The sequence below is a fragment of the Bernardetia sp. ABR2-2B genome (assembly GCF_037126435.1).
Taxonomy (GTDB): Bacteria; Bacteroidota; Bacteroidia; order Cytophagales; family Bernardetiaceae; genus Bernardetia.
In genome coordinates, this window is sequence record NZ_CP147020.1 from 4,675,924 (window position 1) to 4,700,460 (window position 24,537).

The following is a 24,537-nucleotide window of genomic DNA, read 5'->3' on the forward strand; positions in this document are numbered from 1 at the left end:
GTAATCAGTTAAATACTTTTATTATGAATACGTATTTATAATTATTTTTTACCCTTTGCCAAAAATGCGATATTCTTTATATCCTTTCCAAAACTCTAAAACCATAACTCTCAAAATAGTATAGACAGGAATGGCGAAAATCATTCCGACAGCACCAGCCAAAGCAGCTCCCATAAAAACAACACTAAAGATTTCTAAAGGGTGTGCTTTTATACTTCTTGAGAAAATGATAGGCTGAAGAAGAAGATTATCAGAAAATTGAACTATCAAAAATACGATAATTACTTTGATTGCTAAAATAGAAAATGCAGTATCTTGAGTTTGTTGAAGTTGAGTAGAAAGCGAAACAATAAGACCAAAAGAAGCACCCAAAATAGGACCTATATAAGGAATAAGGTTAGCAACAGCTGCAAAGATAGCAATCGTTAGGGCATATTTTACTTCTGAAACCATCAGACCAATTGAAACCAAAGTAAAAATAGAAAACATCTGAATTAGAAGTCCAAAGAGATAATTGGAAAGCAGCTTTTCAATTTTATAAATAGCACTTATCGAAACTTCAAAATAGGCATTTGGAATCAAGGCAATGATATTTCTTCTAAAAAGACCCTTTTCATAGAGTAAAAAGAAAGAGATAAACATAACTGAAATTGTGCCTATAAAAATACCACTAGCTGTATCTACAATTTCCTTTACAATTTTTTCTACTTCTTTTTCATCAAAAAAAGATAGAAAGTATTTCTGTATGCTTTTTGTTATACTATCCATCAAAAAACCTTCTTCCTCTTTTGTCCATTTTTGTTCTATCAAAAAGTCCTCTATGTAGTCAATAGGTGAAACAATCGTATTGAATAAAGAATTATAATCTAAAACAGAAATAAATTCTATCTGCTCAGAAACTAAAGGAATAAATAGTAAGACAAAAAGAGCGATAATACCAGCAAAAATAGAGAAAGAAAGCATTACAGCGATAGCACGTGGCAACTGAATACCTGCAATCTGAATCTGACTAATATAATTAGTAGGCGTTTGAAGAACAGCACTAAAAACCATTGCAACTACAAAATAACCTACAATAGTCGAAAAAAACCAACTAAAAACAACTGCAACAAGAATCCCTAAACAGAGAAGAATTAAGCGTTTACTCATCTTTAGTTTATCAAATCAAAAGTTCATTTATTTTACAAAAATACAGATTAAATTAAGGCTAACTAATTAAATAATAAAAAAACTTTGAATAAAAACGGATGCGAAATACTAATGTTTCTGATTTGAGTGTTTTTTAAGTAATTTGTAGAAGTTATATACATCTAACCTTTTATCCGTGATGAAAAATAATAAACAAAAATCTTCCATTTTATCTCAAAAAACTATTCGTACTTTAGCCTTACTTTTTGTGGCTTTGCTTACTGCTGGAACAGTTCTCATTTTGGGAGGTTTTGAAGTAAATTGGAAAGAAACTTGGGAAGCTTTATTGAAAATGTAAATCTATAAAGAATAAAAGATATTTTCTATTACTTCGGATTGATTTTTGAATTAGAATTAGCTAAATTAAGTCAATTTTTTATTTGCAAAATCCTAATTTTATATTAGATTGATAATTTATTTTTCTAATCTATTCCTATTTACCTACTAACTAAAAAACTATTCAATGATTTATCCTAATTTATTTCAAAAATCTATTCAGCGATTAGCTATTTTTTCATTATTGTTTTTTTCATTATTTCTAATAAATAATTTGTATGCGCAAGATGAAGAAGCAAGTACGGATACTGTTTCGACAGAAGAAGTAACAGAGGAAATTGTTTTAGAAGAACACATGGATATTATTTTGGCAATTGATGTTTCATCATCGATGCGAGTAGAAGACGTAATGCCAACACGTTTGGAAGCTGTAAAATCAGCAGCTCAACAACTTATGAGTGTACATCCAACAGCACGTTATGGTATTGTGCTTTTTGCAGGTGAATCTATGGTTTATGCTCCTTTGGGAGATGAATCACAAGATTTGTATCAACTTTTGGAACAAATAACAACAGATTTGGTAGATGGAACAGGAACAGTAATTGGAGAAGCTCTTGATACTTCAATAAAGGAATTTGAACGTTTGGATTCTAAGAATAGAAAAATTATTATTTTCAGCGATGGTGCAACTTCAGAGAGTGATAATATCTTTAAACGTGCTTTGTTATTGACCAGCAGAAGAAACGTAGAAGTTTATTCAATTGGTGTCGGACACAAAGGAGAGGCTGCCATTACCACACCTGACCAAGAGCATATTACTATCAAAAGTCCGTATAATGATGATTCTTTGAAAAAAATCAGTGTTTTTACGAATGGAAAATACTATCACGCAGAAAGTTTTGAAGAAATGAGTAAGATAGCAGAAGAGATTTCTCTTATACTTAATTCAAAGTAAAAAAAGTAGATTATTTTTCGTAATTTTGCGCTTTCTACATTTAAACCCTAAAGGTCTTTAAAGACTTTTAGGGTTTTGAGTTGAGTATAAGAAATAGAATATTATGAATCATAGAATCTATAAAAAGAGCTTTCTTACTAAAAAAATAAATCTACTACCATTTCTCATTTTATGGATTACTTTTTCTTGTCAAGAAGCTGAAACAGAAGAAGAAGTAACAGGAACGCCAGTAGCACAAGTAGGAGAAAGCTATTTGTATCACGAAGAAATAACAGAACTTTTACCTCCCAATTATAGCCAAGAAGACAGCACGAATATTGTAAAAAGATATGTTGATAATTGGATAGAAAGAAAGCTCTTGCTCAAAGAAGCCGAATCTAAAAGTGGTATTGACCAAAAAGAACTACAAGAACGATTAGAAGATTATAAATATCAACTTTTGGTACACGCCTACAAGCAAAACTATGTCAATGAATATCTTGATACGCTTGTTACCGAACCTCAAATAAGTACGTATTACGAAGAAAATAAAGCAAATTTTGAGTTAAAGCAGCCTATTGTAAGAGCTTATTTTGTAAAAGTAAAATTAAATACGCCCAAATCTCAATTAGATGACCTTCGCAAATGGATGCGTTCTGATTTAGAGCCTAGTTCGGACGAAACTGAAAAGCTAAAATCGTATAGTTATGGATTTGCTGCGAGTTATTTTTTGCAAGACGACAAATGGTTGCCTATTTCAGAACTGGTAGCAAATACGCCTTTCGATAGAAACCTTTTACTTCAAAAAAATAAGTTTGTAGAAAGTGAGGACAAAGAATATTATTATTTCTTGAAGATAAATGAATTTAAAATTCAAGACCAAATTTCGCCATTAGAGTATGTCAAAAATCAAATTATTAGTGTACTTCTGAATAAACGCAAAGTAGAATTACAAAAAGAACTTGAAACAAAAGTAATGGACAGAGCCAAAGAAAATCAAGATTATAAAATCTTTTAAAATCTTTTCGGTAGAATAAACTTCAAAATAAAACTATACTTTGCTACAAAATGAGATAATTTTACGTACTCTTTTTAAAGTTAGGAATAGAAATTAATTAAACGAAATCCATAACTTTAGTTATGGGAAAATAAAAGTGTTTTTTCGTTTTGCTATCCTTATCTAACAAATACTAAATATCAATTCACTAATTTTATATATGAACAATTTCAAAATCAAATTTTCTGCTTTCTTACTCTTAGTTGGGTTTTGTTTGATTGCTACGGCTAGTTTTTCACAGCAAGTAGCAGACAAAATCATTGTTAAGGTAGATAATTATATTATTCTAAAGTCAGAATTAGAACTTTCTTATCAAAATTATTTAGGGCAACAAGAAGGAAGTGGAGACCCAAATGCAAGATGCGAAATATTGCGCCAACTCCTTTTCAATAAGGTAATGTATGCAAAAGCTGAAATAGATTCAGTTATCGTTTTGGACGAACAAGTAGAAAGTGAAGCTTCAAATCGTTTATCTACGATGGTACAACGTGCTGGTGGCGACGAGAAAAAGCTAGAAGAGTATCTAGGCAAATCTTTGGCTGATATAAAAGAAGAACTTTTAGAGCCAATCAGAGAACAGCTAACTATTCAAAAGATGCGTTCTGAAGTTACAGCAGATGCAAAAGTAACTCCTTCACAGGTTCGTAAGTTTTATAAGGCTATACCAAAAGATAGTTTGCCATTTTTACCAGCAGAATATGAAGTAGCTCAAATGCTTGTCTATGCAAAAGTAAGTAAACAGGAAAAAGATAGAGTTAGAAAGCAGCTTTTAGATATTCGTACACGCATAAAAGCAGGAGAAGATTTTGCAGCCTTGGCTAAAGAATTTTCAGTAGATTTGGGTTCGGCTGCACAGGGTGGAAATTTAGGTTATAGAGAACGTGGCGAACTCGTACCTGAATATGAAGCAATGGCATTTTCACTCAAGCCTATGGAAATTTCAGAGCCAGTAGAATCAGAATTTGGCTTTCATTTGATTCAACTTTTAGAGCGACGTGGAAATTTGATTAATACTCGTCATATCCTGATTCGTCCAAAGCCTAGCGCAGAAGATATGGTTTATACCAACAAGTTTGTGGATAGTCTTCGTACTCTGATTGTAAAGGATAGTTTGACGTTTGCAAAAGCTGTTTTCGAACATTCGGCAGATAGAAACTCAAAAAATAATGGTGGGCGTATTTTGAGTCAACAAACAGGAAGTGCAAAGCTGGTAGCCGAAGATTTTGATTATAATACCTATTTGATTTTGGATACTATGAAAGTAAAATCGGTTAGTCAGCCGTTGCCATTTAGAAGTCCTGATGGAAAAGAAGCTGTTCGTTTGCTGTATTTTATAGACAAAACCAAACCTCACCAAGCCAACTTAAATGATGATTATGAAAAAATTTATCAAGCTGCCTTGAATGATGAACGTGCAAGAATGCTTGATGATTGGTTCTATACAGCCATAAAAGAACTCTACATTGATATTGATGAAGATTATAATAAATGTGGTCTTTTGGAAGGAATTTAATTTTATATTTTTAGTCATCGGCAAGGACACCGACAATGGCTAGAGAGAGAAAAATGAACCTAAAAAATGGTTTTAAGTGTGTTGCTTGAAACCATTTTTTTTATGTGACACTCGTTGACGGCGAAGCTTCAACGACGGTTTGTTTACCCTATTTTTGTTTTGCAACCGTCAACGAGACGTTGCCGTCGTTGAGGATTTTGAATATTACTTTATATCATCACAGACTTTTTGCAATCCATTATCAAAATTATCTCCACTTATATCAATACAAAGCGAGTTTCTTAAACGTCCTACTATTTGAGGAAGGTTATTTTCTAACTCTCTGTATCTACTTAAATCATTTTGTAAATCCTCTATTCTACGGTTTTTGGATAGACGCTTTTGTATTGTTGTAGAAATATCTAAAATTTCTTCTTCGACTTTATCAAGTGCATCATCAGTAAAAGACCTTTTGAAAAAAGAATCATCTTCATAAACAGCAATAAACTCTTTATTAGCTAATTTTTCTCCTGCAAAAGTAAGTACGCTTTCCATTGCTACCCAAGCAGAAAGTAAACTATTTTTAGAAACCAAAGAAAGCGTAATATCATTTTCTCGCACACATTTTTCAATGAAGGTTTTTATGTCTTCACCTGCTTTCATTGCCTCCGAATCTATCGTAACATCAACTCCTTTTGTTCTCAAAAAGTCTTTTATTTTATTTGCTACAATTTTGTCTTTGTGGTTGTAGGAAATGAAAGCAGAAGTCTTTTTTTCTTCCTTCAAACTCTCACTAATACCCTCTTGAACTTTTTGAGTTTTTGTATCTAAATCTTTTAATTCAGAATTAGAAGGGTTTTCGCCTTTTAGTTTTTGGATTTTCTGACGGTATGTTTCAAGCTCTGTTTCTAATTGTTGCAATTGCTTTTTGAGTGAAAATTTTTGATTTCCACTTGCTATTCCTAGCTCTTCTGATAAAAATTCTTGTTTCTCTAAAAGTAAATCAATCGCTTTTTTGATTCCTTTTATTTCTGTTTCCGTTCCATACGCCATAGTTTCAGTAGTTTTTTGGATGGTGGTTTTATTATTTTGTTCAATAATTGGAACAACTTCTTTGATTTTAGAACTGTTTAAAAATAACAAAAAGCTCTGTACTTGCATCGGATTAGGAGGATTTCCAATAGACATCTGAAATGAAATATTTTGCTTCAAGTTGGAATATTGATAATATGGGTTTTCTTCAAAATACAAATCTAAATAATCGAATACTTCTTGAAACTTTCCTGCTTCTACTTGCTTTTTGAGTTGCGCTATTTTTTCTGTCATTATTTGGTAAGTTATATTTCTCTAAAATACTGCTTTTATTTTAAAAAGCGTAAAAAAACGGTTTCAAATGCTATGATTTAAAACCGTTTTTTATATTATTTTCTAAAAAGAATAGAAGTTATTTATTCACACAAATCAAATAATAGTTTTTCTTTCCTCGCTGAACGAGTAAATATTTATCTTGCAAAAGAGCAAAATCAACTTCCATAACTGGGTCAGCAATTTTTGATTTATTGATGCTTACTCCTCCACCTTTTATCATTTTTTTTGCTTCACTTTTAGATGCAAAAATTTCATCTTTAGAAACTGTCGATAAAAGTTCGGTTACGTTTCCAGCTTGATGATATTCGTCTAAAGAAATATCAATATTCGGAACTCCTTCAAAAACTTCTAAAAGTGTTCTTTCATCTGTTTGTTGAAGTTGCTTTACTACATCCTTCCCAAACAAAATTTGTGAGGCTTCAACTGCATTGTCGTAGGCTTCTTGTCCGTGTACTCTTACAGTAACTTCTTCGGCAAGTGCTTTTTGAAGAATCCTTGCTCCTCTATTTTTTTCGTGTTCAATTTCTAGACTTTCAATCGTTTCTTTATCCAAAAGAGTAAAAACACGAATCAAACGAGGCGCAACATCATCGTCTGCATTGAGCCAAAACTGGTAAAATTTGTAAGGCGAAGTAAGATTTGGGTCTAACCAAACATTTCCACTTTCAGACTTTCCAAATTTTGAGCCATCTGCTTTGGTAACTAATGGACAAGTAACAGCAAAGGTGTGTTCTCTCTCGTCGTTCTCTCCATCATTATTATCACTTTCTGCATTGCTTATTTTTCGGATAAGCTCTGTTCCAGAGGTAATATTTCCCCATTGGTCAGAACCTCCCATTTGAAGTTTGACACCGTGATTTTTGTATAAATGATAAAAATCGTAAGCTTGTAGTAATTGGTAAGAAAATTCTGTAAACGAAATTCCTGTTTCAAGGCGTGTTTTGACAGAATCTTTTGCCATCATATAATTGACTGACAAATGCTTTCCGACATCTCTCAAAAAATGTAAAAAGCTAAATTCTTTAAACCAGTCATAATTATTTACTAAAACGGCTGCATTTTCGCCTTCAAAATCTAAAAATTTTTGAAGCTGTTCACCAATGCACTTTTCATTGTGGCGAAGTGTTTTTTCATCTAAAAGATTGCGTTCGGTAGATTTTCCTGAAGGGTCGCCTACCATTCCTGTCGCACCACCAACGAGCGCATAAGGCGTATGTCCTGCACGTTGCAAATGAACCAAAAGCATAATGGTTGCAAGGTTTCCGATATGTAACGAATCGGCAGTAGGGTCAAAGCCAATGTAACCAGAAATTCTGTTCTCTAACAAGTATTTTTCTGTATCTGGAGTGCTGTCTTGTAACATTCCACGCCAGCGAAGTTCTTCTATAAGGTTGGGTATTTGTTTTTCCATACTACAAAAATAGAAATTCGTTTAATTAAGTTCCTATTTTTTTGAAAAGAATAGAAAATATTTTAAGGAAACTTCTGTTTTAAGCGAAACACCTGTTTAATCATTAATTGAAATAGCATATAAAATGCTTTCACAGAGAAAGAAAATGTTTTATCTTTAGAAAATAAAATACGCCCGAATTTATCTTTTGATGAAAATAGAGAAGAATATATCGTTTGGTCTGAAGTTTATGTAACCCAGTTAGAATGAATGCTATTGGTTTTAGGAAAAAGTAAAAACTTTATTTCGACTGATTATAAAAACCTACTTTTTTAATGTTTCTAACAATGACGTATTTGTTTGCATAATTTTACTTTCTAAGTGGTGCATATCTTCCATCACAGAAAGTAACCCTGCTTGATTATTTGTATAAATCATCTGTAAAGCATTTTCACTCGTTTTTGTGTAGGTGTCTATTAGTGAATTTAGAATACTTAATTTTTCTACCAATTCTATATCCATCTTTATAATAGTATTTGTTGCTTGTGCCAAGTCCCAAGAGCGATTACTAAGGTCTGGAGTTTTGAGTTGTATATTACCAATCCCAAAAAGTTTTATAGAATCATCTTCAACCTTCAAATCAAATATACTTTTATCCAAAATTAACACACGAGCATCTTGTTCTTGTATGATTTCTATTTTATCATAAAACTGTTTCTGACCAAAGATTAATGACGTTTTGAAAAATATAGCTAAAGCCTCATTATCCATCACATCAACTGGCAAATCAGTAATTTTAGCTGCCAAAATCAAATGTTCATTAGCATAAAAACTATTCAGTAATTTTTTTCGGTAGGTATAAGAAATATGAATGAGAGAGTCATTTCTAAGAATTTCTTTTTTGATAGATTCTTTTACTCTTGTTAGGTTTGTGTTTAGGCTTGAAGATTCTCGCCAAGCATTCAAGAAAAGAGCAAGAACTACAGCAAAAACTACAGACACAAATTCTATCACTAATTGTTGTCGGTTGATGTTTTTCACAATAAAAGAATATTTTAAGTTTTGTTAGTCTGTCATAATATTTTTCCAAAATTAGTATTTTTATAAATATTGTGAATCAAACCATACAATAAATTACTTTAATAGTTTTGTGATTGGCTGGTTATCATTATACGTTTTAAAATACTTTCTCTGTTTTTTACCAAAAAAAAATGCTTTATCTTTAAAAAATAAAATGCGTCCAAATTGCTCTTTTGATGAAGACAGAGAAGGGTATATCGTTTGGTCAGAAGTTTATGTAACCCAGCTAGAATGAATGCTATTGGTTTTAGGGAGAAATAGTTCTTGATAAGTCGCTCGTGAGAACACGAGCAATACTTATATTTAATTTTTCAACAAACTGTAAAAAGGACGATTCTGTGCTTCTTTTATGAATAACTTTGGTTTTGCACTATCAGGAGTGCTTGTTTGATTGTAACGAAAAGTAAAGTAAAATGTATATTTTAACTCTTCTAAATATACTGAATTTATATAAAAAAAAGAGTTCTGATTTTGAGTGATTTCAAAATAATCTACTTTACCGAAAGCACTTTTTACTTTTTCTTTTCCATATTTTAGAATTAATGTTTGAACTTCTAAAGAATCTAATTCATCTGTTCCTCCTCCATAACTTTGTTTTTTTGCTGAATCCAATAATATTAACAATTCATCATATTTTTTTTGTTTGGTCAGTAATTCATACTCTAATAAAGTTATTACTCTATCTGTCATTATAGCTCCCAAACCACAATACCCTCCACTACTATTTTTAGCTTTTTCGATGTGTTTTTTTGTTTTGCCATAATTATCGTTAGCTAAATTTTTCTTGGCTTTTTTAATAAATCTTTGTCCAGCTTCATAGCTATATTTTTTTTGTGCAAATCCGAAAACAGGGGTTGAGAGAAGAACAAAAAGTAATATGTATTTTAATTTCATATTTCAGTTAGTTTTAAAATAATAGAAAGTGAAGCCTCAAATTTAGCCGATTCAATTTAATGATTTATATTTACCTAATTTTAAAACAGGACGGAAAAAACTCACTGTCTGTTGCTTTTATCTTCACAAGCAACCAAAAAACCACACAATAAAAAATGCTAGAAAGAGAAAATTTCAGAGAATACGCCCACAAAGTAGCCGATAAAATGGCTGATTATTTAGAAAATGTCGAAGAATATGATGTGCTTTCAAAAGTAAAACCTCGTCAGATTTTTGACGAGTTGCCTTTGTCTGCACCAAAAGAAGGCGAGTCTATGGACGTTATTTTGAAGGATTTTGACGACATTATTTTGAAGGGAATGACACACTGGCAACACCCACAATTTTTCGGCTATTTTCCTGCTAATAGTTCTCCTGCTTCTGTACTTGGCGAAATGCTTACGGCTACGTTGGGAGCGCAATGTATGATTTGGCAAACCTCTCCTGCTGCTGCTGAATTAGAAGAAAAAACAATGATTTGGTTAGGCGAATGGTGTGGATTGCCCAAAGATTGGCACGGAGTAATTCAAGATACAGCTTCGGCAGGTACGCTCTGTTCGATTCTGACAGCACGAGAAAAAGCGACAAATTTTCAGAGTAATACAAAAGGATTAGCTTTTTTTGATGAAAAATTTAGAACGTATTGTTCTGACCAAACACATTCTTCGATTGATAAAGCCGTAAGAATTGCAGGAATTGGAAGTGATAATTTGATAAAAATAAAGACAGATTCTAGTTTTTCTATTGATATAAATGCTTTTGAGGAACAAGTAAAAAAAGATATTCAAGAGGGTTGTACGCCACTTTGGGCAGTTGCTAATTTGGGAACGACAAGCAGCACAGCCTTTGATAACGTAACCGAAATGGCTAAAATCTGTAAAAAATATGGCATTTGGCTTCATATTGATGCAGCCTATGCAGGAACAGTAGCTATTTTACCAGAAAAACGTTATTTATTTGAAGGAATTGAAGAGGGCGATAGTTATGTTTTTAATCCTCATAAATGGATGTTTGTCAATTTTGATTGTTCGGTGTATTATGTGAAAGATAAGGGCGCACTTATCCGAACGTTTGAGATTTTACCTGAATATTTGAAGACTGGTTTTGAAAGCAAAGTAAATAATTATAGAGACTGGGGCGTTGCTTTGGGAAGACGTTTTAGAGCTTTAAAACTTTGGTTTGTGATGCGAAACTTTGGATTGGATGGCATTCAAGAAAAACTCCGTTTGCACTTATCTTTAACCGATTATTTTACTCAAAAAATCATTACTCATTCTGATTTTGAATTAATTACAAACCCAGAAGTTGGCTTGGTCTGTTTTAGGTATTTTGATGCGAATAAATCAGACGAAGAATTAGAAAAAATAAATACGCAAATTCTCAAATCACTCAACGAGACAGGAAAAGTATTTTTATCGCATACAAAATTAAATGATAAATACGTTTTGCGTCTTTCTATCGGACAGACTTACGTAGAGAAAAAACATATTGATGGTTTTTGGGAACTGCTTTTGTCAGTTAGTAGTGAGCAGTTATCTATTGAAAAAACCTTATAATACAAAACCTATTAAAACTCAAAAAGTATGAATATCAATTTTTGCTCAAAAATACATCTTATATTTTTTATATGTTTACTTACTTTTACATTAAGTTGTCAGTTTTCACAGGAAAAAAAGAAAGGCAAGAAGACAGAAAAAAATATCATTGATAAAAAAAGTGACGATTGTTTTAGTCCTAATGATGGAGTATATAAGTTTCAACATTTAGAAGGAGATACTTTAGTACAAAAAATTTATCAATTTTATGAAACATATAATATCGCTATAACAGAACAAGAAAAAACTAAGATTAAAGAATGGTTGAATAATGAAGTTTTTAGCAATAAAAAACCACTTGGTGCTTTAGAATGGTATATTGATGATGATGAACTTTGTAGAAATATAAAGGTAGTGAGTTATGATGCAACTGGTGTAGTTATAGATACAACTTATTCTAGGGTTTGTAATTCAATTCTTGAAACTGGTATTTCTAATCAAAATGCATGGTTATTAGAAATAGATGAAACACTCTTGATATTATCTTATTGTAACAACATAAATAAGAAATTGAATAGAGCATATAACCATGCTGTAATTGAGGATAATAAAGGGTTGTACAATGCATATCAAGTTACCACTAAATATAGTTCTGAAATTGTTGTATATCTAAAATTAGAAAATCCTAATGTAAATATTACAGATATTATAGCGACTGATAGTGGGTTTGTATTTACAAAAATTTATGGAGCTTTAGAACAAGAAATGGGGTATCAAGGTTCTACAGAAATAATAGACTGATAAAATATTTTCTTCAGTAGGAAAAAAACTCGCCTTTTTCCTACAATAATATTTTGTATAAATGATGCTTATGAAAAACGCAATTATTTTAGATTTAGATGGTGTTTTGATTACAACTCCTACTTGGAAAGCTGATGAAATGGATTTTGATAGTTATTCTGCATTCAATAAAAAATGTGTAGAAAATTTTAATCAACTAACTGAAAACTTAGAGTGTGAATTATGGCTTTCTTCAACGAGAAGAATAAATAAAACTTTACAAGAATTTAGAGAAATATTTATCAATCGGAATATAACAAAAGAGATAACAGGATTTTTACCAAAAGGAGATTATCAAATTTCAAGGCTGACAGAAATAGAAGCCTTTCTATCACATGAACCAATAGAAAATTTTCTTATTTTAGATGATGATTCTAGTTTGCATAATCTTAAACAAAAAGATAAAAAATATTGGGTTCAAACAAGACTAACTATAGGTTTTAATTCAGAAAAATTAAAGGAAGCACAAGAAATTATTGACACTTTTTGGAAAGATTAAATCTATCTACAATCCTCTACGATTTTATCATCAAAAATAACTTTTCCATCTTCACTTAAAAATCCTATTCGTATAATTCTTTCACAAAAAAGACTGTCTGTTAGATTTGTATTTTCTGTATTCGATTCAAACTCTCTAAATCTTTTGCCTTTTGTGATGTTTAAGAGTGTAATTTCTGTACCTCTTTCAGATTTTGATAAACTTACTGTACTTGTTTGATAACTTATTTCAACTTCTTCAAAAATATACAGATTGTCTGTCAAACAAATTAATTTATCTTGTAGTAAATTTCCTTTTTTATCGAAGCTAATCATTTTAGGATAAAGGACATCTCCAATTCCATAACACAAAAAATGATAGTAATTACTTGTATCTGGTAATATTCCTAAGACTGGAGTAATATCACTTTCACCTCTTATATTTGGATTGATAATTTTTCCTAAGCCAGTTAGGTTTGCATATTTTTCAGAATTATTAATATCTAAAAATAGGGGAAATTCTAAAATTTGAGTTTTAGAAACTAATTCTCTTAGCTTCTGTTCTTTGTCAAAAACATTAATTTCTTTTTTTTGAGAGAATTGAAAACTTAGGAAGATAAAACCTGCAAAAATTAGTAAATAGAAACTTCGTTTTTTCATCAAAAAGTAATTCTAAAATTTAAAATAATCTGATTCATTTCCTCAAAAACTAAATCTACATCTTCTTTTTCTGTTCTCCAATTTACAAAAGAAGCTCTAATTCCTTTTCTACTTCCATAAAAAGTAGGAGTCATAAATACTTTTCCTGTATCATTTAGCTTTTTCAAAAAAAGTGTAACTTCATCTTGATTATCTTCATTGTTACTTTTCTTCAATGAAAAACAAATATTATTCAAATGAATTGGTGCTAATAACTCCAAATCATTGCTATCCGTAATTTTCTGACCAAAATAGTTTGCCAAATCAATACAATTTTCTACTATATCTCTATAACCCTCTTTTCCATACGCCATAAGTGTAAACCAAGCAGGAAGAGCTTTCAAACGCCTAGAGTTTTCAGGCAATACATTGAGATAACTAAAATTTTCAAATGGGTTTCCTAAATAAGGTGCATTCGAATTTTGAAATGCTTCAGTTTGTAAAATGCTATATTCTTTTTTTACTAAAAAAATTGCACTTTCATAAGGAACGTTTAGCCATTTATGGCAATCTATGGTAATACTATCTGCATTCTCCCAACCTTTTACCAAATGTTTTGTCTTCTCTGAACAAGCTGCAAAACCACCAAAGGCAGCATCAATATGCCACCAAAAATTATATTTCGTTTTTAGTTTATTTATGGCTTCAAAGTCATCAAAATCAACTGTATTTACTGTTCCTCCACTTGAAAGCAAAATAAAGGGTTTTCCATTTAGAGATTCAATAACTTTTTTTAAATCTGGAATTGAAATCGTTTCTCTATTTCCTTCTAGTGTTTTGACAGAAATAATTTTTGTACTTCCCATTCCTAATAAAGAAATTGCTTTGATAGCTGATGAGTGTGGAGTAGCTGACAAAACTGCAATTTCTTCTCTAACTCCTTCTTTTGCTATATCTTTCGGTGAATTATTTCCTTGATTGTCTTTGTAATTTTTGCCTATCCATTGTCTTGCTACTGCCAAACACGTAAAATTAGACATGGTTGCTCCTGTTACAAAACCACCTAAAAACTCTTTTGGAAGCTCAAATAACTCTAGTAATAAATTGATAGTTTCTAATTCAATATTTGCAGAAATATCTCCATTCCCATTTGTAGCTTGTGTATTTTGGTCATAAATAGTTGCCAACCAATCGCCTACAAGAGATGCAGGTGTAGAGCCCCCTGTTACATATCCCCAAAATCTTGAACCCGAAGAAGCTACCATCGTAGATTCGAATCGTTGATTAAATAACTCTAATGCTTGTATTGTTCCTAAACCTTGCTCATCAAGATTTAACTTTTCCTTTGAGTCAAACTTACTTGAAGTTGGTCTGTCGTTAATATTTTTGAGATAATCTGTTCCTTGAGAAGCTACTTTTTGTAGGATTGATTCAATGTTTTCTGAATCTGATTGTAAGATATTATTCATGGTTTGAAATTGATAAATTAATGTTGTTTTTCTGTTCTTGTATTTCTTTTTTAGAATTTTTACTCAAGTAAATTGCACTTCCAAGTAATGTAATAAAAGTTAGAATAAAAAGTGTTATATTTCTTCCAAATTGATCAAATAAATGACTGTATGAATATCTACCCAAGAAAAATAACCAACGAATAGCTGCACCGATTGAGTTGAAAAAGGTTTTGAAAATAACTTCTACCAAAAACTCAAATATACCTTCTATCAAGCCTTCTAGGATACTTTCCATTATTTTTTATTTATGAGAAACAGAAATAGTATTCCTAACGGTAAAAATAGTTTGTAGTTTCAATAAAAAGCAAAAAGTTCCTGTGGTATACACAACAGAAAGTTTTATCACTACTACTTACTAACTGAAGTTACGCATTTGAAAAAAGCACCTTATTTTACTTAAAATAGATATTTTTGATTTTTATAAAAGACTCAATCCACAAAAACCTATTAATTGATAAAGATATGAGATTTTTTATCTTAGATTTTCAAATTTTAGTATCCTTATTTGCTTAAATAAAGTGTATTGCATATATTCAATTATAAATTTATATTTTGATAAATATGGAGTCCTCATGCGTAACTTCAGTTACTAATAAGCATAACCAAGTTATAAAACAGTCTAAAATTATATCAAAAGACGATAAAATATAATAAAAATGTGACTTCAATCTAAATTAAAGATTATGTTCATTAAATAAACAATAATCACTTTCTTACCATAATCTAATTTAGATGAACCATAAAAATAAACACCGAATTAAAAATAATCAGACAAAAACTGTCTTTTTATTATTGACTTTATATTTGTTGACTGGAGTTTCTTTTACAGGAGCTACTACCAATACTATCTACCAAGAAAAAAATGATACTATCAAGTATTCTACGCCTAATAGTACAATACTTCTAGATTCTACCAAAAAACATGTTACTGATATTTTGTATCTTCTTAAAGATGATAAGAATGATATAGCTCATCTTATTATACAAATGGATACTATGGTTAGACTTGGTGTCATAAGACCTTTTAAAAATATCTCCTTATTAGAGAGAACAACAAAAGAAGATTATAGAAATGCTTGGGGAAAATTAAAATTATCTCATGAAGAAATTAAAGAGAATGAAAAATTGATAGCTCAACAAATTGGAGTGGAAATGAAAACCTCTTTAGTTATAGATGAACATCAAGTTTTATCTCTTTGTAATAATTTGATTACTCATAATCATATACCTTATGCAGGTGTAGCCATTTCTTTTTATATAAAATCGGACTTTTCTAAATCTGGAAAAAGAGAACATCTTTACACTTTGAGTACAGTTGAAATATATACAAATGTTATCGAATATAATTCATTATTAAAAAAGTGGGAGGATAAATTCAAACATAACGATTTTGATTTGGAGCTTTATGGTTACATTCATCCCACTACAGATGAAAAAATCATATATACTAAAAAGAAGAGTTTATTGCCTCTAAAAAAACATCTCAATATGACTAAAGGCATAGAGGATTTAATTATAATTCCTAATTTAACTAAGTAGGAATGTTAGATTTTGTTGACTTATATTCTCACAAGGAAGTATATTTTTAGATGAAAAAAACAACAACCTCCTATCTTACAAATAAGCAAAATAGGAGGTTGGTTTATAAAGTTGAATATTTTAATTATTTACTCTGTTTTACCCACCAAATCCAACATAAAAGCATACTCTAAAGCTGTTTCTTTGATAGCTTCAAAGCGTCCAGAAGCTCCACCATGTCCAGCATCCATATTAGTTTTGAAATAAAGCTTATTATTATCAGTTTTTATATCACGAAGTTTTGCTACCCATTTTGCAGGTTCCCAGTATTGAACTTGTGAATCGTGCAAACCTGTTGTAACAAGAATATTTGGGTAATCTTGAGCTATTACGTTATCATACGGCGAGTAACTCATCATATAGTCGTAATATTCCTTATTTTTAGGATTTCCCCATTCGTCAAACTCATTGGTAGTAAGTGGAATAGACTCGTCTAGCATCGTTGTAACTACATCAACAAATGGAACGGCAGCCAAAACACCTTTATACAAATCTGGTCGCATATTCATAACTGCACCTACTAAAAGACCACCAGCACTTCCACCAATAGCAAAAGTAGTTTCTGGGCTTCCAAAACCTTCTTTTTGTAAAAATTCTGTACAGGCGATAAAGTCTTCAAAAGTATTTTTCTTTTTCAAAAGTTTTCCATCTTCATACCATTGCCTTCCCATTTCTTCTCCTCCACGAATATGAACGATAGAATAAACAAAACCACGTTCCAAAAGGCTCAATCTTGCAACACTAAAATAAGCATCCATTGATGCACCATAAGAACCATAGCCATAAACAACTAAAGGATTTTTTCCATCTTTTTTAGTTCCTTTTTTATAGACTAACGAAATAGGAATTTTTGTCCCATCTTTTGCTGTTGCATATACTCGCTCTGAAACGAAATTAGAAGCATCATAACCTCCTACAATTTCTTGCTGTTTTTTGAGTTCTTTTTCTTTGGTTTCCATATCATAATCATAGACCGAGTTTGGAGTAGTCATAGAAGTATAGCCAAAACGTAGCATTTTTGTATCAAATTCAATATTTTGAGCCGTATAAGCCATATAAGCAGGGTCATCAAACTCAATGTAATGTTCAGAATTATCTTTTTGGTTTCTGACACGAAGATTCAAAAGTCCTTCTTTACGTTCACTCAAAACCATAAAATCACTAAACATGTCAATGTCTTCTAACAAAACATCTTGACGGTGTGGAATTACTTCTTCCCACTTGCTCTTATCGTTTTGCTCTCCTACTTTTACTTTCATCAAACGAAAATTTTGCGCTTCCCAGTTGGTAACTACATAAAAATAATCGTCTTTGTGTGCTATGCTGTATTCGTGCTTTTCTTCTCTCTCCAAAAATACAGTTGGTTTTGAGCTTGGCTTATCAGCATCAATCAGATGAACTTCTGTATTTAGCGTACTGCTCAAATAAATCATTACATATTTTTTGGATTTAGATTTTCCAATGTATGTATAATAGGATTCGTCTTTTTCTTCATAAACTAGCTTATCTTCTTCTGGATTCGTACCCAACGTATGACTCCAAACTTGATGAGAACGCAATGTTTCTGGGTCTTTTTTTACATAAAAAAGTGTTTTGTTATCATTTGCCCAAACAAGTGAAGGTTCTACATTTCGGATAGTTTCTGCCAAAATTTCGCCAGTAGCTAGATTTTTGAAACGAACTGTGTATTGTCTTCTTCCTGTAGTATCTTCTACAAAAGCCATCATATTTTCACCTTCGCTAACTTTTATTCTACCCGAATAAAAATCATTTCCTTCTGCACGTTCATTTCCATTGAGTAAAATTTCTTCTGCTGCTTCTAAACTACCTTTTTTTCTTGCATAAATCGGATATTCTTTTCCCTCTTCGTAGCGAGTATAATACCAGTAGTTTTGATATTTGTAAGGAACAGAAGCATCATCTTCTTTTATCCTTCCTCTAATTTCTTTATAGATTTTTTCTTGAAGCTCATCTGTATGCGCCAAAGATTTGGTAGTATAATCATTTTCTGCTTCAAGGTAAGCAAGCATTTTCGGATTGGTACGGCTATCATCACGAAGCCAGTAATAATTATCAATGCGTGTCTGTCCGTGCTGCTCTAGTTTTTGAGGCACTTTTAAAGCCATAGGAGGCGTAAGTGTGTCTGTCATAGTTTGGTTTGAAGTATATTCTGAATTATTTTGAGAATTAGTTTTGTCTCCACAACTAAATAGAAATGAAGAAATTATAATTGCTATCGAAATAGATTTTAGATAGAGTTTTGAAAGTTTTGTTTGCATTTTGTTTTTTTGAGAGTTAGTAAGTAAAGTTAGAAATGTGTTTTGATCACTTATCTTCTGGAAAGTCTAGATACTGTAAGTTAATAGTTTTATTTTTCTTGAAAAATGTTGTGTAGATTTTGCGTACTCCAAATATGATTAAACCTACATTTATTATATTTAAAAACCAGATAAATACTATTGCTGTTTGTCCAATAGTGTCACAACTCTCCCAACTATCAGGCACTATCCCAGTTTCTTCATAAGTAGTTTTGGTAAGCCGTATAGTAAAAAATATTGCAACTGTATAAAGTACAAATTCAATGAAACAAATAGAGCATACAATTAAAATTGTTTTAAGCAATTTGATTAGAACTTTCTTATTTTCTTTAATCATCTTCTGGATAGTCAAGATACTGCAAATTAGTATTTTTTCTTTTAAGGAAGTAGATTATGATTCTATAAATAAGATATACAAGAATGACAATATTAAGCAGAACTAAAACATTGAAAGCAATATAGACAATTTGCTCGTCAAGCTCCATGCTTTCTAAACTGAAATACTCACCCTCACTCTCTTGGTAAAAATCATCATATTTCATCATATATACCCCTAAAAAAATATACAAAACAAAGTCTAAGAATAAAATCAAAACTCCAATAAGAATATTTTTTAATGTGAGTATTTTGGATATAGGTTTCATAGTGCGATAGTTATTACAAATAATTAGAATTAATGTTTTATAAAAAACATAAAGTACAATGAGCTGTTGGGAAATTGTATAAAAGCTGAATTTAATACAATTTTTTAATCTAAATTTTTAATTTTTATGTCAAACAGAATCAAACCTAGAGAAAAAACTCCCAACTTAGATGTTCGCCTCATCAATGACTTGAAATGGTCTTTAGAAGAACAAGAACCCAAAAACTTTACGATGATTATTTTTTACAGAGGATTGCACTGTCCTGTTTGTAAGAAATATTTGGAAGACTTAGCTACCAAACTTGATGATTTTGCAGACCGAGGAATAAAAATGGTCGCTATCAGTACAGATACAGAAGAAAGAGCCAAAAAAGCTGGCGAAAAATGGAATATTCCTAATTTACCTATTGGTTTTGATTTTTCCATTGAAAATGCTAAAGAGTGGGGACTTTATATTTCGGAAGCTATCAAAGATGAAGAGCCAAAACACTTTTCAGAACCTGCTCTTTTTCTTATTCGTCCAGACCAAACCCTTTATTTTTCTTCTGTTCAGACGATGCCTTTTGCTCGTCCAAGCTTCGATGAACTTTTGAAAGGAATTGACTTTATTTTAGAAGAAGATTATCCTGCTAGAGGAAAAGTATAGAGCATTTATTATCAAATCAATAAGGAGTTTTTTCTAATAGAAGCTCCTTTATTTTTTCTAAAAAAATAGGATTACGATGAATCGCTCCGTGTCTTTGATTCTCTAAGGTAATAAAATAAAAATTACCTGATTTGTTATTTTTATCTACATACTCCTTTATCATTCCTAAAGATTCGTAAGGAATCACTCTGTCATTTGTTCCGTGAAAGATAGTAGTAGGAACATTTGTTTTGGCTAAAAATTCGGCTGTATTGAATTTATATTTCAATAAAAAAGTTGGAATAATGGGATACCTTCTTTTGGTCATGTCAGTAATACTGAAATAAGGAGCTTGAAGAATAAGAGCCTTTGGGTTATTTTTACTTGTAAGCATTGCAGCAGATGCTGTTCCGACGGAATAACCAACAACTATGATGCTTTTCTCATCATAACTTTTCTCTTTTCTTACAAAATCATAAGCTGTCTGAACATCACTAAAAAACTGCTCTTGGCTATAAATATTACCTTCACTTTTTCCATAACCACGATAATCCAGAATAAATAAATCATATCCTAAATTAGTATAAACATCAGCGATACTTTCCCAAGAACTAACAGCTCCGACATTTCCGTGAAGATAGAAAGCGAGTTTTTTAGGTTCAGAAATAGAAGTTTCTACGTTTTTTGAATGAAACAAAACACCGTGAAGGTTGATGTGGTCGTTTGTTGGAATAATTACTTCTTCATAACGTTTTTCAAAGTTGAAAGTATAACTCTGTTCTAATTTTTGAGGAAAAAACAATAACTTTTCTTGGGAAAAATATACAGAAATGCAGATAAGAAAGTATAGGCTAAATAGAACTCCAATTAACCAAAGCGATATTTTTTTAAACTTTTGCATCATTTATTTTGAAAGGTATTGTTTTTTTGCGTCTTCTATTTGCTCGGCTTCAGTAGTATCTGGATAAAGCATATAACTTGGCGCAATTATTTTTTTGAGAGTCTCTATATTGATTTTGATAATCATTGAAAAAGGATATTTACTTTTCGTCATTTTTAGTAACGGTTCTTCTAGGCTTTCAAACTCTGAATCTGTCTGTTTTATAATTCTTGCTCTGCCTTTCAATTGAAAGCCTTTTTGTACAAAAACATCAACAAAACTTACACATACATTTGGGTTTTGCATAATATTATGAACGCTTTGTGGCGAGGCAATATTTGCAATGATAATATATTTGTCTTGATAAAAAGTAAACACTTCTTTTGGAGAAACGTTGGGCATATTTTCATTATCAGCCGTAGCAAGCCAACACAAAACACTTTTTTCGATGGAATTTTTGATTTCTTGATTGAGCATATTTTATAATAGGTTTAATAAAATCATTCTTATTAATCGCTCTTTATCTACTTGCTCCCACGTAAAAGTTGGATTTCTTCTACCTTGTCTTTCTAGTTTGTTTATAATAAAAAGCTCCGTATCATAATTTTCTAACAAACGCAATTCTGTTATCAAACCTGCCATATCAGGTGCATTCATATCGTAGTATCCCTTGGCTTTGTTGTTAATCCACCAATTTACATCAGGTTCAGAATATGCCCAAACTATTTTATTTTTTAAATATTTTAGACTTTCAGTAGTATCTTTTGAGTGACTGTAAGGTGAATAATCTTCAAGCATTTTTTTATTATCCTTATTGCCTTTACTTATTTTTTGTTCTAATAAATAAGTGAGCCACTTGGCTTCTCCTACCGAACTTTCAGCGTAGTTGTCTTTCATTGCTTTTTGACTCTCTTCCCACATTCTAACCATATCTAATGCTGAATCAAAAATAGCAATTCCTCTAACTCGTTTATAAATGGTTTCATTTTTTTTGTTGAGATAACTCATAAACCGAAGTCCTCTCGTACCAGACAAATTCTGTCCTAAAATAAAAATTGGCTGTTGAGTGAGTTGATGTTTTTCTAAAGCATTTTTCAAAACTTCATAAATTACCTCCAATCGCTGTTTGTTTTCCAAGAAATCTAAAGGTTCTCCAGATGAAATATGCAAAACAGCCAACTTATTTTGAGTAGCTTGTGGATAAATGAGCTGATTGATAGGCGTATTTTTTTTATCAAATTCTTTATCATTTATTGTCAGAACTACTCCTTTTATAGTTTTTGTTTCTTTAGGAAGAATAAGTGTATATCCCTTTTTATGACGAGGAACAGATAAACTATTATCGGCAGAAAGAGAAAGCGAACCTGCAAGTTGTTCGTGTTCTTGATAAAAAATTGGCTTATTAAAAGACTTCAAAACCCATTCAATACACTCTGTTTCATCTACCACTGACCACGAATGAGTATGGCGCATTCCATTACTTCTTACACCTTTTTCTTTCGATTGTATAAATTCAGCTTCTTGATTTCCGTGTAAAAGCAGTTTATTGATAAGCATAGAAGTAGTATAATAATTATTGTCTCTAACACTTCTACGACGCTCTCTAAGCTGCCAAACTACATCTACATCGTGATAAGCACGAACAGGGATTTCCAATAAATACTTTGCATTCAGTAACGAATCAGCCTCTCCCACAAAAGGTGAATGATAATAATAAGATTTAGGATTTTCTTTGGGTGTTCCTCCTAACTCATTTTTCATTAGTTGAGAAACATAATTTGCTTCTCCTACACCTGCTGGAGAATAGTTTTTGACAAGCTCTCTTTGAAAATAATTCCATATTTCGAACAAATCAGTAGGAGAATCTACAGCAAAGGCAGCCGAAGGTAAAATAGGATATTGACTTGGACTTTCCCTACACAACTCCACATAACGCAAACCAACAGTTCCTCCAGCCGAAAAACCTCCCAAAACAACTTTAGTAGAATCAAAATGATAATTTTTCTTTACATCTTTTATTACTGTATTCAGATGGTTTTGTGTTTCTTTATCAGCATATAATTTTCTTCCAAAAGGAATCATTACTGTCAGAATATTGCGTTTTGCAGCTTCATAAGGCAATTCAGATTCTTCAAAAATAGTCTTTGCAGCTTGTCCAAAACCTGGTAATAAAATCAAAACTCCTTCTAAATTCTCTATTCCTTCTTCTGGAGTCATTACTAAATAATTTTCTAAATAAGGGTATTTTGCTTTTACCTTAAAACTTTCAATAGTTTGAGCAAAGACGGAGGAAATAGAGAATGATAAAAGCCAAAAAGCTGTAAATATAATTTTGAAATAAGCCTTCATAAACTATAATTGGTTAGATAAATTTGATTGATTCGATTCACTAAAAATAGGAAAGCTAAGTTTTCTCTACTAATTTTTAATTTTTTCTAACTTTCTTTAGCTTAAATTTACTCATTATTAAAATTACAAACTCTCCTCAATTGCCTTTTCTAGCCTTGGATACTCAAACTCAAAACCTTCATCTTGCAACCTTTGAGGGATTACCCAACGGCTTTTTAGCAGTAATTCGGTTTCTGTACGAATCATAAAAGCTCCAATTTCTAATAAAAACTTTGGTGTAGGAATCCCAAAAGGCATTTTTATTTTCTCTCTAAAAATCTGCATCAGTTCTTTATTCTTGACAGGATTTGGGGAAGAGCAATTAAAAACACCCTCTAAATTTTCATTTTCTTGAAGGAATAAAATTATTCTATACAAATCGTAAATATGTAACCAACTAAACATCTGATTTCCGTTTCCTTGCTTTCCTCCCAAACCAAGACGGACAATGTTTGCAAGAGGAGGAATAGCACCTCCATCTTTTCCCAAAATAATTGCCATTCGTAGTGCAATTTGCCTTGTATTTTCTAGCTCAAAATTAAAAAACTCCTTCTCCCATGCTGTGGCAACTCCAACAGAAAAACCAGTTCCGATTTCTCCTTCTTTTTCTGTCATGGGTCGGTCTTCTGCATGTCTATAAATAGTGGCTGTGCTAGAATTGAACCATATTTTGGGTGGAAATTTACATTTTTGAATGGCTTCTCCTAAAATCTTTGTTGTCTCAGTTCTGGAACGTAAAATCTCGTTCTTGTTCTTTTCATTATACCTACAATCAACAGATTTTCCTGCCAAGTTTATCAACATTTCAGAATGCTCTAAGGCTTCTGTTATTTCATCTAGACTTTTCCAGTTTACAGAAGTATTTCGTGCAATTACGATTACTTCATAACCCAAATCTGAAAACTTCTTTTGAAAATACTTTCCTACAAAGCCTGTTCCTCCTGCTAAAATTACTTTTTTGTTTTTCATTTTTTTGATGATTAGACTGATGATAGTTTATATTTTTTAACTCCAATAAAACCCAAAACTCCAATGGGTAATAATAAAATAAATTGAGGAGCAAGAATTTGATTAATTATACTTACACCAATAAAAGATAGAGAAAACAGAAAATAAACATAACTGATAAATTGAATAATTGCTCTACATTCTTCTCTAGGAGCAAAGTAATTTTTGATAAAAACAGCAGAAGTAAAAAAGAGGAACAGCGTTATCATATGCCAAACACTAAGCAGTTCAGTTTGAATTTGATTGTCTAAATTACTTGAAAACAAAGGGTTTATTAATTCTATTTGTCCTCCAAATGTATGAAGTAATGCTGTAAATAAATTTAAAATTCCTGCGAGTAGCCAAAATATATTTCTATTTTTCATAAAAAACGAATT

The 24,537-nt window shown here is 31.2% G+C and carries 24 protein-coding genes; 9 read left to right on the plus strand and 15 right to left on the minus strand.

Annotated elements, in window-relative coordinates:
- Positions 1-48: 48 nt before the first annotated feature.
- Positions 49-1,149: an AI-2E family transporter gene (locus tag WAF17_RS19665; protein ID WP_338763458.1), complete on the minus strand. Its 1,101-nt coding sequence runs from the start codon at positions 1,147-1,149 to the stop codon at positions 49-51.
- Between the two features lie 178 nt (positions 1,150-1,327).
- Between WAF17_RS19665 and WAF17_RS19670 the strand changes: the two genes are divergently transcribed.
- From WAF17_RS19670 to WAF17_RS19685, 4 genes are all read left to right on the plus strand, one after another.
- Positions 1,328-1,486, plus strand: coding sequence for a hypothetical protein (locus WAF17_RS19670; RefSeq protein WP_338763460.1), 159 nt, complete (start codon positions 1,328-1,330; stop codon positions 1,484-1,486).
- A 165-nt stretch (positions 1,487-1,651) separates the two neighbouring features.
- Positions 1,652-2,419: a VWA domain-containing protein gene (locus WAF17_RS19675; protein ID WP_338763462.1), complete on the plus strand. Its 768-nt coding sequence runs from the start codon at positions 1,652-1,654 to the stop codon at positions 2,417-2,419.
- A 103-nt stretch (positions 2,420-2,522) separates the two neighbouring features.
- The gene (locus tag WAF17_RS19680; RefSeq protein ID WP_338763464.1) at positions 2,523-3,416 is read left to right on the plus strand and encodes a peptidyl-prolyl cis-trans isomerase; all 894 of its coding nucleotides are present in this window, start codon (positions 2,523-2,525) and stop codon (positions 3,414-3,416) included.
- A 199-nt stretch (positions 3,417-3,615) separates the two neighbouring features.
- Positions 3,616-4,968, plus strand: coding sequence for a peptidylprolyl isomerase (locus WAF17_RS19685; RefSeq protein ID WP_338763468.1), 1,353 nt, complete (start codon positions 3,616-3,618; stop codon positions 4,966-4,968).
- A gap of 204 nt (positions 4,969-5,172) precedes the next feature.
- Here WAF17_RS19685 and WAF17_RS19690 read toward each other — a convergent pair whose 3' ends face one another.
- The 4 genes from WAF17_RS19690 to WAF17_RS19705 form a co-directional block, all read right to left on the minus strand.
- Positions 5,173-6,273: a toll/interleukin-1 receptor domain-containing protein gene (locus WAF17_RS19690; RefSeq protein ID WP_338763470.1), complete on the minus strand. Its 1,101-nt coding sequence runs from the start codon at positions 6,271-6,273 to the stop codon at positions 5,173-5,175.
- 118 nt (positions 6,274-6,391) lie between these two features.
- Positions 6,392-7,726 (minus strand): tyrosine--tRNA ligase, encoded by a 1,335-nt coding sequence (gene tyrS, locus WAF17_RS19695; protein WP_338763473.1) that lies wholly within the window; start codon positions 7,724-7,726, stop codon positions 6,392-6,394.
- A 303-nt stretch (positions 7,727-8,029) separates the two neighbouring features.
- On the minus strand, positions 8,030-8,746 hold the full coding sequence (locus WAF17_RS19700; RefSeq protein ID WP_338763476.1) for a hypothetical protein: 717 nt from the start codon (positions 8,744-8,746) through the stop codon (positions 8,030-8,032).
- Positions 8,747-9,088: 342 nt separating this feature from the next.
- Complete coding sequence (locus tag WAF17_RS19705) at positions 9,089-9,679, minus strand: hypothetical protein (protein ID WP_338763479.1); 591 nt, start codon at positions 9,677-9,679, stop codon at positions 9,089-9,091.
- Between the two features lie 155 nt (positions 9,680-9,834).
- Between WAF17_RS19705 and WAF17_RS19710 the strand changes: the two genes are divergently transcribed.
- The 3 genes from WAF17_RS19710 (at position 9,835) to WAF17_RS19720 (ending at position 12,592) form a co-directional block, all read left to right on the plus strand.
- Positions 9,835-11,274: an aminotransferase class I/II-fold pyridoxal phosphate-dependent enzyme gene (locus WAF17_RS19710; RefSeq protein WP_338763482.1), complete on the plus strand. Its 1,440-nt coding sequence runs from the start codon at positions 9,835-9,837 to the stop codon at positions 11,272-11,274.
- 27 nt (positions 11,275-11,301) lie between these two features.
- On the plus strand, positions 11,302-12,054 hold the full coding sequence (locus WAF17_RS19715) for a hypothetical protein (RefSeq protein ID WP_338763485.1): 753 nt from the start codon (positions 11,302-11,304) through the stop codon (positions 12,052-12,054).
- Positions 12,055-12,124: 70 nt separating this feature from the next.
- Complete coding sequence (locus tag WAF17_RS19720; RefSeq protein WP_338763488.1) at positions 12,125-12,592, plus strand: HAD domain-containing protein; 468 nt, start codon at positions 12,125-12,127, stop codon at positions 12,590-12,592.
- Between the two features lie 2 nt (positions 12,593-12,594).
- Here WAF17_RS19720 and WAF17_RS19725 read toward each other — a convergent pair whose 3' ends face one another.
- From WAF17_RS19725 to WAF17_RS19735, 3 genes are read right to left on the minus strand one after another with little or no spacing between them, the layout of a single operon-like run.
- Positions 12,595-13,230: a hypothetical protein gene (locus WAF17_RS19725; protein WP_338763491.1), complete on the minus strand. Its 636-nt coding sequence runs from the start codon at positions 13,228-13,230 to the stop codon at positions 12,595-12,597.
- A complete protein-coding gene (locus WAF17_RS19730) occupies positions 13,230-14,678 on the minus strand; it encodes a pyridoxal-dependent decarboxylase (RefSeq protein ID WP_338763493.1) in 1,449 nt (482 codons plus the stop codon). Before WAF17_RS19730 ends, WAF17_RS19725 begins: the two co-directional genes overlap by 1 nt.
- Positions 14,671-14,955, minus strand: a complete 285-nt coding sequence (locus WAF17_RS19735; protein WP_338763495.1) for a hypothetical protein — start codon at positions 14,953-14,955, stop codon at positions 14,671-14,673. The genes WAF17_RS19730 and WAF17_RS19735 overlap by 8 nt, the downstream gene beginning before the upstream one ends.
- Positions 14,956-15,452: 497 nt before the next feature.
- Between WAF17_RS19735 and WAF17_RS19740 the strand changes: the two genes are divergently transcribed.
- Positions 15,453-16,259, plus strand: coding sequence for a hypothetical protein (locus WAF17_RS19740; protein ID WP_338763497.1), 807 nt, complete (start codon positions 15,453-15,455; stop codon positions 16,257-16,259).
- Positions 16,260-16,387: 128 nt separating this feature from the next.
- Here WAF17_RS19740 and WAF17_RS19745 read toward each other — a convergent pair whose 3' ends face one another.
- Together WAF17_RS19745 and WAF17_RS19750 are read right to left on the minus strand one after the other, a co-directional pair.
- On the minus strand, positions 16,388-18,577 hold the full coding sequence (locus tag WAF17_RS19745; protein WP_338763499.1) for a S9 family peptidase: 2,190 nt from the start codon (positions 18,575-18,577) through the stop codon (positions 16,388-16,390).
- A 368-nt stretch (positions 18,578-18,945) separates the two neighbouring features.
- Entirely contained in the window at positions 18,946-19,260 is a 315-nt protein-coding gene (locus WAF17_RS19750) for a hypothetical protein (RefSeq protein ID WP_338763501.1), read from the minus strand.
- Between the two features lie 126 nt (positions 19,261-19,386).
- Between WAF17_RS19750 and WAF17_RS19755 the strand changes: the two genes are divergently transcribed.
- Entirely contained in the window at positions 19,387-19,905 is a 519-nt protein-coding gene (locus WAF17_RS19755) for a peroxiredoxin-like family protein (protein ID WP_338763504.1), read from the plus strand.
- Between the two features lie 16 nt (positions 19,906-19,921).
- Here WAF17_RS19755 and WAF17_RS19760 read toward each other — a convergent pair whose 3' ends face one another.
- The 5 genes from WAF17_RS19760 to WAF17_RS19780 form a co-directional block, all read right to left on the minus strand.
- Positions 19,922-20,686 carry an alpha/beta fold hydrolase gene (locus WAF17_RS19760; RefSeq protein WP_338763507.1) on the minus strand — a complete coding sequence of 255 codons (765 nt, stop codon included), beginning with the start codon at positions 20,684-20,686 and terminating at the stop codon, positions 19,922-19,924.
- Between the two features lie 102 nt (positions 20,687-20,788).
- On the minus strand, positions 20,789-21,241 hold the full coding sequence (locus WAF17_RS19765) for a pyridoxamine 5'-phosphate oxidase family protein (RefSeq protein ID WP_338763510.1): 453 nt from the start codon (positions 21,239-21,241) through the stop codon (positions 20,789-20,791).
- A gap of 3 nt (positions 21,242-21,244) precedes the next feature.
- On the minus strand, positions 21,245-23,113 hold the full coding sequence (locus WAF17_RS19770; protein WP_338763512.1) for a hypothetical protein: 1,869 nt from the start codon (positions 23,111-23,113) through the stop codon (positions 21,245-21,247).
- A 123-nt stretch (positions 23,114-23,236) separates the two neighbouring features.
- On the minus strand, positions 23,237-24,121 hold the full coding sequence (locus WAF17_RS19775) for a TIGR01777 family oxidoreductase (protein ID WP_338763514.1): 885 nt from the start codon (positions 24,119-24,121) through the stop codon (positions 23,237-23,239).
- A gap of 11 nt (positions 24,122-24,132) precedes the next feature.
- A complete protein-coding gene (locus WAF17_RS19780) occupies positions 24,133-24,525 on the minus strand; it encodes a hypothetical protein (protein WP_338763516.1) in 393 nt (130 codons plus the stop codon).
- Between the last annotated feature and the right edge of the window lie 12 nt (positions 24,526-24,537).